This is a genomic window from Streptomyces sp. NPDC029164 (genome assembly GCF_055563995.1).
This window is the reverse complement of the sequence record NZ_JBVHWW010000073.1, coordinates 1-12516: the sequence shown is the minus strand read 5'-3', so window position 1 is coordinate 12516 and position 12516 is coordinate 1. Positions and strand designations below refer to the sequence as shown.

12 protein-coding genes are annotated in these 12516 nt (G+C 70.4%); 6 read left to right on the top strand and 6 right to left on the bottom strand.

All coding sequences use genetic code 11. The features are described from left to right. Positions 1 to 122: 122 nt before the first annotated feature. On the bottom strand, positions 123 to 893 hold the full coding sequence (gene fabI, locus ACZ4VT_RS36835) for an enoyl-ACP reductase FabI (RefSeq protein ID WP_362805699.1): 771 nt from the start codon (positions 891 to 893) through the stop codon (positions 123 to 125). Positions 894 to 898: 5 nt separating this feature from the next. Next, the gene (gene fabG, locus ACZ4VT_RS36830) at positions 899 to 1618 is read right to left on the bottom strand and encodes a 3-oxoacyl-[acyl-carrier-protein] reductase (protein WP_030717003.1); all 720 of its coding nucleotides are present in this window, start codon (positions 1616 to 1618) and stop codon (positions 899 to 901) included. A 184-nt stretch (positions 1619 to 1802) separates the two neighbouring features. Between fabG and ACZ4VT_RS36825 the strand changes: the two genes are divergently transcribed. The 3 genes from ACZ4VT_RS36825 to tyrS all read left to right on the top strand — a co-directional run bounded on the left by ACZ4VT_RS36825 (position 1803) and on the right by tyrS (position 6060). Then, positions 1803 to 3326 carry a TldD/PmbA family protein gene (locus tag ACZ4VT_RS36825; protein ID WP_467955718.1) on the top strand — a complete coding sequence of 508 codons (1524 nt, stop codon included), beginning with the start codon at positions 1803 to 1805 and terminating at the stop codon, positions 3324 to 3326. Next, a complete protein-coding gene (locus ACZ4VT_RS36820) occupies positions 3323 to 4726 on the top strand; it encodes a metallopeptidase TldD-related protein (protein WP_467955717.1) in 1404 nt (467 codons plus the stop codon). The genes ACZ4VT_RS36825 and ACZ4VT_RS36820 overlap by 4 nt, the downstream gene beginning before the upstream one ends. Before the next feature lie 65 nt (positions 4727 to 4791). After that, positions 4792 to 6060, top strand: coding sequence for a tyrosine--tRNA ligase (gene tyrS, locus ACZ4VT_RS36815; RefSeq protein ID WP_467955716.1), 1269 nt, complete (start codon positions 4792 to 4794; stop codon positions 6058 to 6060). A 92-nt stretch (positions 6061 to 6152) separates the two neighbouring features. Here tyrS and ACZ4VT_RS36810 read toward each other — a convergent pair whose 3' ends face one another. After that, complete coding sequence (locus ACZ4VT_RS36810) at positions 6153 to 6431, bottom strand: GlsB/YeaQ/YmgE family stress response membrane protein (RefSeq protein ID WP_467955715.1); 279 nt, start codon at positions 6429 to 6431, stop codon at positions 6153 to 6155. A gap of 240 nt (positions 6432 to 6671) precedes the next feature. Here ACZ4VT_RS36810 and ACZ4VT_RS36805 point away from each other — a divergent pair, with 240 nt between their 5' ends. Both ACZ4VT_RS36805 and ACZ4VT_RS36800 read left to right on the top strand, forming a co-directional pair. Further along, complete coding sequence (locus ACZ4VT_RS36805) at positions 6672 to 6950, top strand: DUF3099 domain-containing protein (RefSeq protein WP_361757390.1); 279 nt, start codon at positions 6672 to 6674, stop codon at positions 6948 to 6950. 136 nt (positions 6951 to 7086) lie between these two features. After that, entirely contained in the window at positions 7087 to 7350 is a 264-nt protein-coding gene (locus ACZ4VT_RS36800) for a hypothetical protein (RefSeq protein ID WP_362805689.1), read from the top strand. 40 nt (positions 7351 to 7390) lie between these two features. Here ACZ4VT_RS36800 and moaA read toward each other — a convergent pair whose 3' ends face one another. From moaA to ACZ4VT_RS36785, 3 genes are all read right to left on the bottom strand, one after another. After that, positions 7391 to 8380: a GTP 3',8-cyclase MoaA gene (moaA, locus tag ACZ4VT_RS36795; RefSeq protein ID WP_467955714.1), complete on the bottom strand. Its 990-nt coding sequence runs from the start codon at positions 8378 to 8380 to the stop codon at positions 7391 to 7393. 178 nt (positions 8381 to 8558) lie between these two features. Further along, positions 8559 to 10184 (bottom strand): solute symporter family protein, encoded by a 1626-nt coding sequence (locus ACZ4VT_RS36790; RefSeq protein WP_467955713.1) that lies wholly within the window; start codon positions 10182 to 10184, stop codon positions 8559 to 8561. After that, positions 10181 to 10546 carry a DUF485 domain-containing protein gene (locus tag ACZ4VT_RS36785; RefSeq protein WP_327413178.1) on the bottom strand — a complete coding sequence of 122 codons (366 nt, stop codon included), beginning with the start codon at positions 10544 to 10546 and terminating at the stop codon, positions 10181 to 10183. Before ACZ4VT_RS36785 ends, ACZ4VT_RS36790 begins: the two co-directional genes overlap by 4 nt. 257 nt (positions 10547 to 10803) lie before the next feature. On the opposite strand from ACZ4VT_RS36785, the gene ACZ4VT_RS36780 reads away from it, so the two are divergent. After that, positions 10804 to 12348, top strand: coding sequence for a S8 family serine peptidase (locus ACZ4VT_RS36780; RefSeq protein ID WP_467955712.1), 1545 nt, complete (start codon positions 10804 to 10806; stop codon positions 12346 to 12348). Positions 12349 to 12516: the final 168 nt, after the last annotated feature.

Here is a 12516-nt window from a genome sequence, read left to right as displayed (position 1 = left end):
CCCCCCCCCCCCCCCCCCCCCCCCCCCCCCCCCCCCCCCCCCCCCCCCCCCCCCCCCCCCCCCCCCCCCCCCCCCCCCCCCCCCCCCCCCCGCCGTACGGACGCAGGAGTGCCGACCCGAGGTCAGGCACCCATCGCGTGCAGGCCGCCGTCCACGTGGACGATCTCGCCGGTGGTCTTCGGGAACCAGTCCGACAGCAGGGCCACGATGGCCTTGCCCGTCGGCTCCGGGTCGCTCATGTCCCACTCCAGCATGGAGCGGGAGTTCCAGACGTCGGCCAGCTCGCCGAAGCCCGGGATGGACTTCGCGGCCATCGACCCGATCGGACCGGCCGAGACCAGGTTGCAGCGGATGTTCTCCTTGCCCAGGTCGCGGGCGAGGTAACGGCTGGTGGCCTCCAGGGCGGCCTTGGCCGGGCCCATCCAGTCGTACTGCGGCCACGCGAACTGCGCGTCGAAGGTGAGGCCGACGACGGCCGCGCCCTCCACCGGGAACAGCGGCTTGCAGGCCATGGTCAGCGACTTCAGCGAGAACGCCGAGACGTGCATGGCGGTGGCGACCGACTCGAACGGGGTGTTCAGGAAGTTGCCGCCGAGGGCGTCCTGCGGCGCGAAGCCGATCGAGTGGACGACACCGTCGAGGCCGCCGAGCTCCTCGCGGACGAGGCCCTCCAGGCGGGCGAGATGCTCCTCGTTGGTGACGTCGAGCTCGATCACCTTGACCGGCTTGGGCAGCTTCTTGGCGATGCGCTCGGTCAGGCTCGGACGCGGCCACGCGGTGAGGACGACCTCGGCGCCCTGCTCCTGGGCCAGCCGGGCGGCGTGGAAGGCGATGGACGACTCCATCAGCACCCCCGTGATGAGGATGCGCTTGCCGTCGAGAATTCCACTCATGGCGATCAGTGACCCATGCCCAATCCGCCGTCAACGGGAATGACGGCTCCGGTGATGTACGCGGCGTCGTCGGACGCCAGGAAGCGGACGGCTGCCGCGATCTCCTCGGGCTGCGCGTAACGGCCGAGCGGCACCTGGCCCACGATGCCCGCGCGCTGCTCGTCGGTGAGCACCTTCGTCATGTCGGTGTCCACGAAACCGGGGGCGACGACGTTGAAGGTGATGTTGCGGGAACCCAGCTCACGGGCGAGCGAGCGGGCGAAGCCGACCAGCGCGGCCTTCGAGGCGGCGTAGTTGGCCTGGCCGGCCGAGCCGAGCAGTCCGACGACCGAGGAGATCAGGACGACGCGGCCCTTCTTGGCACGGAGCATGCCACGGTTCGCGCGCTTGACCACCCGGAACGTGCCGGTGAGGTTCGTGTCGACGACGGACGCGAAGTCCTCCTCGGACATCCGCATCAGCAGCGTGTCCTTGGTGATGCCGGCATTGGCCACCAGCACCTCGACCGCGCCGTGCGCGTCCTCGATCTGCTTGTAGGCCTGCTCCACCTGCTCGGAGTCGGTGATGTCGCACCGCACCGCCAGGACACCGAGGGAGGTGAGGGCCTCCGGCGGCTCACCCGACCGGAACGTGATCGCGACCTTGTCGCCGGCCTCCGCGAAGGCTCGGGCGATGGCGAGGCCGATGCCCCGGTTTCCTCCGGTGACGAGAACCGAGCGGCTCAACGGATCACCCTTTCGCTAGCGGTCTGAATACCAAAAACCTATAGGTCGCATCGCTCGTACGGAGAATCGACCCCCCACAGGGCCTCGCGGCGGGCTCTGTCGAGTCCCTACAGAAAGATGTAGGCACGAAGGCCCCGATCGCGACATGATCGGGGCGACCGGCTCCGACCCCGGGAGGACTTCCGTGCCCCATTCCATCGACGCGGCTTTCACCGCGCTTCCCTTGCGGGCGCTCGCCGACGCGGCGCTCGCCCGGGCCCGCGCGCTGGGCGCCGAGCATGCCGACTTCCGGCTGGAGCGGATCCGCAGCGCCTCCTGGCGCCTGCGGGACGCCAAGCCCGCCGGCGGGTCCGACACCACCGACCTCGGATTCGCGGTCCGGGTGGTCCACGGGGGCAGCTGGGGATTCGCCTCGGGCGTGGACCTCACCATGGACGCCGCCGCCAAGGTGGCCTCCCAGGCCGTGGCCATGGCGAAGCTGTCCGCCCAGGTGATCAAGGCTGCCGGTTCGGACGAGCGCGTGGAGCTCGCGGACGAGCCCGTGCACGCGGACCGCACCTGGATCTCCGCCTACGACGTGAACCCCTTCGAGGTCCCGGACGCGGAGAAGGCGGCGCTGCTCGCCGAGTGGAGCGCGGGGCTGCTGGCCGCCGACGGGGTGGCACACGTGGACGCCTCGCTGCTCGCCGTGCACGAGAACAAGTTCTACGCCGACACCGCGGGCACCTCGACCACGCAGCAGCGGGTGCGGATCCACCCACAGCTCACGGCCGTCGCCGTGAACGGCACGACCGGCGAGTTCGACTCGATGCGCACCATCGCCCCGCCCGCCGGCCGTGGCTGGGAGTACCTGACCGGCACCGGCTGGGACTGGAACGCCGAGCTGGAGCAGATCCCCGGCCTGCTCGCCGAGAAGATGCGGGCGCCGAGCGTCGAGGCCGGGCGCTACGACCTGGTGGTGGACCCGTCCAACCTGTGGCTCACCATCCACGAGTCGATCGGCCACGCCACCGAGCTCGACCGGGCCCTGGGCTACGAGGCGGCGTACGCGGGGACCTCCTTCGCCACCTTCGACCAGCTGAACAAGCTGACGTACGGCTCCTCGATCATGAACGTGACCGGTGACCGCACGGCGGAGCACGGTCTGGCGACCATCGGGTACGACGACGAGGGCGTCCAGGCGCAGTCCTGGGACCTGGTCAAGGACGGCACCCTGGTCGGCTACCAGCTGGACCGGCGGATCGCGAAGCTGACCGGCCTCGGCCGCTCCAACGGCTGCGCCTACGCCGACTCCCCCGGGCACGTGCCCGTCCAGCGGATGGCGAACGTCTCGCTGCAGCCGGATCCGGGCGGGCTCTCGACCGAGGACCTCATCGGCGGCGTGGAGCGGGGGATCTACGTGGTCGGCGACCGCTCCTGGTCGATCGACATGCAGCGGTACAACTTCCAGTTCACCCAGCAACGGGCATACAGGATCGAGAACGGCCGGCTGGCCGGACAGCTGCGCGACGTCGCGTACCAGGCCACCACGACCGACTTCTGGGGCTCGATGGAGAAGGTCGGCGGCCCCCAGACCTACGTCCTGGGCGGCGCCTTCAACTGCGGGAAGGCCCAGCCCGGCCAGGTCGCGGCGGTCTCGCACGGCTGCCCGTCCGCGTTGTTCCGCGACGTGAACATCTTGAACACCACGCAGGAGGCCGGCCGATGAGCACGCTTTCGAACGGACGCACCAAGCCCCACGAGATCGTCGAGCGGGCGCTGGAGCTGTCCACCGCCGACGGCTGTGTCGTCATCGCCGACGAGGAGTCCAGCGCCAACCTGCGCTGGGCGGGCAACGCGCTCACCACCAACGGCGTCACCCGGGGCCGGTCCCTGACGGTCATCGCCACGGTCGACGGCAAGGAGGGCACGGCCTCGGGGGTCGTCTCGCGCTCCGCCGTCACCGCGGCCGACCTGGAGCCGCTGGTGCGGGCCGCCGAGGCGGCCGCGCGCGGGGCGGGCCCGGCGGAGGACGCGCAGCCGCTGGTCACCGGGACCCCGGCCTCGCCGGACTTCACCGACGCCCCGGCCGAGACCACCTCGGCGGTGTTCGCGGACTTCGCCCCGGCCCTCGGCGAGGCCTTCGCCCGGGCCCGGGCGGGCGGCCGCGAGCTGTACGGCTTCGCCAACCACGAGCTGGTCTCGACGTACGTCGGCACCTCCACCGGGCTGCGGCTGCGCCACGACCAGCCCAAGGGGACGCTGGAGCTCAACGCGAAGTCGCCGGACCGGCAGCGCTCGGCCTGGGCCGGCCGCTCCACCCGTGACTTCAAGGACGTGGACCCGACCGCGCTGGACGCGGAGCTCGCCGTACGCCTGGGGTGGGCGGAGCGGAAGATCGACCTGCCCGCCGGGCGGTACGAGACCCTGCTGCCGCCGACGGCCGTGGCGGACCTGCTGATCTACCAGATGTGGTCGGCGGCGGCCCGGGACGCGGTGGAGGGCCGTACGGTCTTCTCCAAGCCCGGCGGCGGCACCCGGCTCGGCGAGAAGCTGTCCGAGCTGCCGCTGACGCTGCGCAGCGACCCGAACGCGCCGGGCCTGGAGAGCGCGCCGTTCGTGATCGCGCACAGCTCCGGCGACGACGCCTCGGTCTTCGACAACGGCCTGCCGGTCCCGGCGACCGAGTGGATCCGCGAGGGGCAGCTGGCCCGTCTGACCACGACCCGGCACACCGCCGGGCTGACCGGCATGCAGCTCTCCCCCGGCTTCGGGAACCTGATCCTCGACGGGGGCGGCGAGAAGTCCCTGGAGGAGATGGTGGCGGGGACCGAGCGCGGTCTGCTGCTGACCTGCCTCTGGTACATCCGCGAGGTGGATCCGGCCATGCTGCTGCTCACGGGGCTGACCCGGGACGGCGTCTACCTGGTGGAGAACGGGCAGGTCGTCGGCGAGGTCAACAACTTCCGCTTCAACGAGTCCCCCGTGGACCTGCTGTCGCGGGCCTCGGAGGCCGGCCGGACCGAGAAGACCCTGCCGCGCGAGTGGAGCGACTGGTTCACCCGGGCCGCGATGCCCGCGCTGCGCATCCCGGATTTCAACATGAGTTCGGTCAGCAAGGGCGTCTGACCGGCCTAGACTGACCGTTGCAACGAAGTGTTGCAATTTCCATCATCCGAAGGAGTCGAGAGACCGTGACGGACATCGTCGACGAACTGAAGTGGCGTGGGCTCTTCGCCCAGTCCACCGATGAAGAAGCGCTGCGCAAGGCCTTCGCGGACGGTCCGGTCACGTTCTATTGCGGCTTCGACCCGACGGCCGCCTCGCTGCACGTGGGGCACCTGGTGCAGGTGCTCACCGTGCGCCGGCTCCAGCTGGCCGGGAACCGGCCGCTGGCGCTGGTCGGCGGGGCCACCGGGCAGATCGGCGACCCGCGGCCGACCGCCGAGCGGACCCTGAACGACCCGGAGACGATCGCGAACTGGGTGACCCGGCTGCGCACCCAGATCGAGCCGTTCCTGTCCTTCGAGGGCGAGAACGCGGCGCTCATGGTGAACAACCTGGACTGGACGGCGGGCATGTCCGCCATCGAGTTCCTGCGGGACATCGGCAAGCACTTCCGGGTCAACAAGATGCTGACGAAGGACTCGGTCGCCAAGCGGCTCGACTCCGACCAGGGCATCAGCTACACCGAGTTCAGCTACCAGCTGCTCCAGGGCATGGACTTCCTGGAGCTGTACCGGCGCTACGGCTGCGTGCTCCAGCAGGGCGGCTCCGACCAGTGGGGCAACCTGACGGCCGGACTCGACCTGATCCACCGCGTCGAGCCGGGAGCGGTGGTGCACGCGCTGGCGACCCCGCTGATGGTCAAGGCGGACGGCACCAAGTTCGGCAAGTCCGAGAGCGGGGCCGTCTGGCTCGACCCGGAGATGACCACGCCGTACGCGTTCTACCAGTTCTGGCTGAACGTGGACGACCGGGACATCTCCACGTACATGCGGATCCTGTCCTTCAGGTCCCGTGAGGAGCTGGAGGCGCTGGAGGCGCAGACCGCCGAGCGGCCGCAGGCGCGTGCCGCGCAGCGGGCGCTGGCGGAGGAGCTGACCACGCTCGTGCACGGCGCCGACCAGTGCGCCGCCGTGATCGCCGCGTCGAAGGCGCTGTTCGGTCAGGGCGAGCTGGCGGAGCTGGACGAGGCCACGCTCGCCGCGGCCCTGTCCGAGCTGCCGCACGCCCGGGTCCCGGAGCTGGGCCTGGTCGTGGACCTGCTCGCGGAGACCGGCCTGGTCGCGAGCAAGTCGGCCGCCCGCCGGACCGTGAAGGAGGGCGGCGCCTACGTGAACAACGTGAAGGTCACCGCCGAGGACGCGGTCCCCGCCAAGGAGGACCTGCTGCACGGGCGCTGGCTGGTGCTGCGCCGGGGCAAGAAGAACCTGGCGGCCGTCGAGGTCACCGGCGCCTGACGCCTCGTAGGACGGCGCGCGCGGAACACGGCGGAGGGGCCGGTTCGGATCCGATGGGTCCGGCCGGCCCCTCCGTCATGATCCGGAGTGCCTCAGGTCATCTGCCGCTTGCGGCCCCGGATCGCTCCGTAGAGCATTTCGCCCAGCCCGACCACGAGAACCGCGCCGGCGAGCTGCAGCAGGTGCCGGATCCAGTCGATGCCCCTGGTCTCCCCGACGCCGATCCAGGTGGCCACGGCATTGCCGAGGACCGCGCCGGCGATGCCGAAGAGAGTGGTCAGCCACAGTGGCTGGTGCTGCTTGCCCGGCAGGATGGCCTTGGCTATCAGCCCCAGCACGAAACCGACGATGATCGCCCACAACCAACTCATGACGAGCCTCCTCCTGGCGCGTTGTGCGCACGTGGGCCCAGTTTCGGCCCGTCCGGCGTACCGCGCATTTCGGGCACCCCCAATGGGGGTGCCCCCTCTCCTCGCCGGTGCGCAGGCGGCGTACGGTGGGGAGGGTCCGGGCCGGGGTGCGCCCGGCGGGCGATCGGGCGGTGGAGCGTGGAACGGACGAAGCGGCAGAAGCGGAACGGGGCCGAGGTGTTCCGGATCACCGGTGCGCGGATGGGCCTCGACGAGGACGTGCGGGGCCGCCAGCGCCGGTACGTGATCTCGATGGGGATCAGGACGCTGTCGGTCATCGCGACCGTGCTGTTGTGGAACGTGCAGCGCCCGGTGGCCATCGTGACGCTCGTCGCGGGAGCCCTGCTGCCGTACGTGGCCGTGGTCATCGCCAACGCGGGGCGCGAGTCGACACCCTCGCTGCCCTCCCACTTCATCCCCGCTCCGGTGCGGCCGGCGCTGGACGCGGGAAACCTCAAGAAAAGCTCAGATCAATCATGAAGTTCCGGTGCACTGCACCGGGTCCTGCGTGACATACTGCTCACGCGCTCCGCATCCCCCGTCGGAGCGACGGACCGACGCCGGGCAGCTCCCCCCGTGGCTGCTCGGCGTCGCCTTTCCGTTCTAGGGTTGGGCCGTGACTTCCTCAGACGCTTCCGGTGTCCCCTCCGGCCCCGACGAAACGCCCACCTGCTCCGCCAAGGGCTGCCGCGACGCGGCCGTCTGGGTCCTGGCGTGGAACAACCCGACGCTGCACGCGCCGGAGCGCCGCAAGACCTGGCTGGCGTGCGAGGAGCACCGCGAACACCTCTCCCAGTTCCTGGGGGTCCGCGGTTTCCTCAAGGACGTCGTGAAGCTCGACGAGTGGGTGCAGCCGGAGGGCTCGGAGCGCCTGCGCTGAGCCCGGCCGGCGGCCGGCCGGGGTCAGCCGCCGACGGCGGTCAGCCGCCGATCGCGGACATGGGGCGGTCGGGCTGCAGGAACGACGGGTCGTCGAGGCCGGAGCCGGCCTTCTTGCCCCACATCGCCACCTTCCACAGCCGGGCGATCTCCTCGTCCGGGGCGCCCGAGCGCAGGGCGGCGCGCAGGTCCGACTCCTCGGTGGCGAACAGGCACGTACGGACCTGGCCGTCGGCCGTGAGCCGCGTACGGTCGCAGGCGCCGCAGAACGGGCGGGTGACGGAGGCGATGACGCCGACGGTGGCCGGGCCGCCGTCGACCACCCAGCGCTCGGCCGGGGCGGAACCGCGCTCCTCGGAGCCTTCCTCGGTGAGCGTGAAGCGGGTGCGCAGGGACTGCAGGATGTCCCCGGCGGTGATCATGCCGTCGCGCTTCCAGCCGTGCTGGGCGTCGAGCGGCATCTGCTCGATGAAGCGGAGCTCGTACTCGTTCTCCACGGCCCAGGCCAGCAGGTCGGGGGCCTCGTCGTCGTTGAGCCCGGGCATGAGCACGGCGTTGACCTTGACGGGGGTGAGGCCGGCGTCGCGGGCCGCGGCCATGCCGTCGATGACGTCCTTGTGCCGGTCGCGGCGGGTGAGGGTCTTGAAGACCTCGGGCCGCAGGGTGTCCAGGGAAACGTTCACGCGGTCCAGGCCGGCGGCCTTGAGGGCCTGCGCGGTGCGCTTGAGACCGATGCCGTTCGTGGTCAGCGACATCTGGGGGCGGGGCTCCAAGGCCGCGCACTGCTCGACGATCCCGACCAGGCCGGGCCGGAGCAGCGGTTCGCCGCCGGTGAAGCGGACCTCGGTGATGCCGAGCCGGGTGACGGCGATGCGGATCAGCCGGACGATCTCGTCGTCGCTGAGCAGATCGGACTTCCCGAGCCACTGCAGTCCCTCTTCGGGCATGCAGTACGTGCAGCGCAGGTTGCACCGGTCGGTGAGTGAGACGCGCAGGTCAGTGGCCACGCGGCCGTAGGTGTCGAGAAGCACTGTGGGCCCCCTCCCCTGTCCGGATCTAGAGGTACGCGCGATATTTGGATCTACTTCACGCGTTCTATTTCGAGCCTACGCGACGCGCGTGTCGCGAAGAGGTGCCCAAATGAACGAGACGTAACGTGGCCGCGTCGTAGGGACCTACGACGCGGCCACGCTGGGTGTTCGGATGATGTCAGTGCGCCCCTGTTCCCGTGAGGGAGCGCACCTCCAGCTCGGCGAACTTCTGGGGGTCGGCCTTCTCCTTGGAGAGGACGGTTCCGAGCCAGCCCAGGAAGAAGCCGAGGGGGATCGAGATGATGCCCGGGTTCTCCAGGGGGAACCAGAAGAAGTCCGCGTCCTTGAACATCGAGGTGGGCTTTCCGGAGACGACCGGGGAGAAGAGCACCAGGCCGACGGCCGAGATCAGCCCTCCGTAGATGGACCAGAGCGCTCCCTGGGTGGTGAAGCGCTTCCAGAAGAGGCTGTAGAGGATCGTCGGCAGGTTGGCGGAGGCGGCGACCGCGAAGGCGAGCGCGACCAGGCCGGCGACGTTGAGGTCACGGGCCAGGGCCCCCAGGCCGATGGCGACGGCGCCGATGACGACCGTGGACCAGCGGGCGGCGCGCACCTCCTCCTTCTCGGTGGCCTTGCCCTTGCGGATCACGTTCACGTACAGGTCGTGGGCGAAGGACGAGGAGGAGGCGAGGGTGAGGCCCGCGACCACGGCGAGGATGGTGGCGAAGGCGACCGCGGAGATCACGGCGAGGAGGATCGCGCCACCGGTGGAGTCGGGTCCTCCGCCGACCGCCTGGGCGAGCAGCGGCGCCGCCGTGTTGCCCGCCTTGTTGGACTTGATGATCTCGTCGCGGTCGAGCAGGGCCGCGGCGCCGAATCCGAGGGCGATGGTCATCAGGTAGAAGGCGCCGATGATGCCGATGGCCCAGTTCACGGACTTCCGCGCGGCCTTGGCGGTGGGCACCGTGTAGAAGCGGATCAGGATGTGCGGCAGGCCGGCGGTGCCCAGGACCAGGGCGATGCCGAGCGAGATGAAGTCCAGCTTCGAGGTCGAGTCCTTGCCGTACTTCATCCCCGGTTCGAGGAACTTCGCCCCCTGTCCGCTGTTCTCCGCGGCCTTGCCCAGCAGGTCGGAGATGTTGAAGTTGAACTTCACCAGCACCAGGAAGGTGATCAGGAGGGTGCCCGCGATGAGCAGGACGGCCTTGATCATCTGGACCCAGGTGGTGCCCTTCATGCCGCCGATGGTCACGTAGACGATCATCAGGACGCCGACCAGCGCGACGATGGCGACCTTGCCGCCGTCGCTGGTGATGCCCAGGAGCAGCGAGACGAGCACGCCGGCGCCCGCCATCTGGGCGAGCAGGTAGAAGATCGAGACCACGATGGTGGAGGTGCCGGCGGCGGTCCGGACGGGCCGCTGGCGCATCCGGTAGGCGAGCACGTCGCCCATCGTGTAGCGGCCGGAGTTGCGCAGCGGCTCGGCGACGAGCAGCAGGGCGACCAGCCACGCGACGAGGAACCCGATGGAGTAGAGGAAGCCGTCGTAGCCGAAGAGGGCGATGGCTCCGGCGATGCCGAGGAAGGACGCGGCGGACATGTAGTCACCGGAGATGGCGAGGCCGTTCTGGAAGCCGGTGAACTGGCGGCCGCCCGCGTAGAAGTCGGCGGCGTCCTTGGTCTGGCGGCCGGCCCAGATCGTGATGATCAGGGTGGCGACGACGAACAGCCCGAACAGGGTGATGATCAGCGGGCGGTGCTCGGAGGCACCGGCGGCCGTCGTCAGGTGGAGCGCTCCGCTCATTCCGCGGCCTCCATCCGCGCCTTGATGGCCTCAGCCTTCGGGTCGAGCCGGGTGGCGGCGTGCCGCGCGTACAGCCAGGCGATGAGGAAGGTCGTCGCGAACTGGGCGAGGCCGAGCACCAGGGCGACGTTGATGTTGCCGAAGACCTTGGTCCCCATGAAGCCGCCCGCGTAGTTGGACAGCAGGACGTAGAGCAGGTACCAGGCGATGAAGGCCACGGTGAGCGGGAAGGCGAAGGAGCGGTAGGAGCTCCGCAGTTCGGCGAACTCGGCGCTCTGCTGGACGCTCGCGAAATCTTCGGCCGTGGGGCCCGCCAGGGGCGTTCCCGCGCTGCCCGGCGGCGGCGCTGCTTCGGTGGTCACGGGGGGATCTCCTTGTGACGCGGGTGCGGTGGGGACGACGGACAAAACAACCTCCGTGTGGGGGGCCGATGGTGCTGAGCCCCCCTGTCAACGGCACGTACGGCGTGTCGGAACGGTTCAACACCCATGGATTCTTCGGACTTTGATTTCTCGAACTGATGGCGCAGGGACGAACGGCAGCGCTAGGTTCGCTTGTCATGAACCCGTCCGACGCGACCGCGTGCGGACGGCTTTTTCAAAGATGATCTGGAGAACCCATGGCTCATCTGGGATCCGTCCGCCGGCGCGCCCTCGCCGTGCCGGTCGGCCTGGCGCTCACCGCCTCGCTCGCCTTCCTGCCCTCGGTCGCGGCCTCCGCCGCACCGCTCGGCACCACGGCGGACGCGGCGACGGCCTCGAAGCCCACGGCCTCCGGGCCCAAGCTGTCGTACGTGGCGAACCTGAACGCGTACGCCACGGTGAAGGCGGCGAAGAAGGCCGTCGAGCGGGCCGGCGGAACGGTGGTGACGGCCTATGAGCAGATCGGGGTCGTCGTCGCACATTCCCAGAACCCGGACTTCGCCAAGCAGCTGCGCGCCCAGCGCGGTCTGTTCGTGTCCGTCGGCGCCACCCGGACGGCCCCGATGCAGGCGGTGCAGACCACCGAGGAAGGCGCGACGCAGCGGTTGAGCGCGGCGGACGCCGCCAAGGCCGCGGCACTGGCCCAGGAGGGTCAGGAGCCGCTGGAGCCCAACCAGTGGGACCTGCGGACGATCAAGGCCGACGAGGCTCACAAGATCAACGATGGCAGCCGGAACGTCACCGTGGGCATCATCGACACGGGTGTGGACGACACCCACCCCGATCTCGCCCCGAACTTCTCCAAGGGCCAGTCGGCCAACTGCGTCGGCGGCGTCGCGGACACCACCGAGGGCGCCTGGCGTCCGTACCCCGACGGCAGCGACCACGGCACGCACGTGGCCGGCACCATAGGCGCCGCGCGCAACGGCCTCGGCATCAGCGGTGTCGCACCGGGCGTGAACATCGCCGCGATCAAGGTGAGCGAGCCCGGGACCAGCCTCTTCTACACCGAGGCGGTCGTCTGCGGCTTCATGTTCGCCGCCGAGAAGGGGATCGAGGTGACCAACAACAGCTACTACGTCGACCCGTACCTCTTCAACTGCAAGACCGACGACGACCAGAAGGCGCTGGTGGAGGCCATCGGCCGGGCCACGAAGTACGCCGAGCGCAAGGGCACGCTCCACGTGGCCTCGGCCGGCAACTCCGACCAGGACCTGGCGGCCGACTCCCTCGTCGACGAGACCAGCCCGAACGACACCACCCCGGTGCCGCGCACCGTCGACCCGAGCGTCTGCCTGGACCTGCCCACCCAGCTCCCGGGCGTGGTCACCGTCTCGGCCACCGGCGACAAGGGACTGCGCTCGTACTACTCCAGCTACGGCCTCGGCGTCGTGGACGTCGCCGCCCCCGGCGGCGACAGGTGGCAGGTCCCGGCCACCCCGGACGCGAACGGGCGCGTGCTGTCGACCGTCCCGGGCGGCGGCTACGGCTACAAGCAGGGCACCTCGATGGCCGCCCCGCACGTCGCGGGCGTCGCGGCGCTGCTCAAGAGCACCCACCCCGGGGCCACGCCCTCCCAGCTGCAGGCCATGCTCAAGGCGCAGTCCACGAAGGCGGCCTGCCCGACGCAGATCTACAGCGCCGCGGGCGCCCTGATCGACGCCACCACGTGCAAGGCCAAGTGGGGCCAGACGGGGTACTACGGCTACGGCGTGGTCGACGCGCTCAAGGCCGTGAAGTAACCCCGCGGCAACGGGCGCAGACCCTGAACGGACGGGTGGGGGGGGGTGGTTCCCCCCCCCCCCCCCCCCCTTTCCCCCGTCCTCCCGTTCTCCCGTCCTCCCGTCCGGGGTTTGTCCGCACCTTCCGCGCCTCTTGGTCGTTCCCCCCGCAGTGGCCGTCCCGGACCC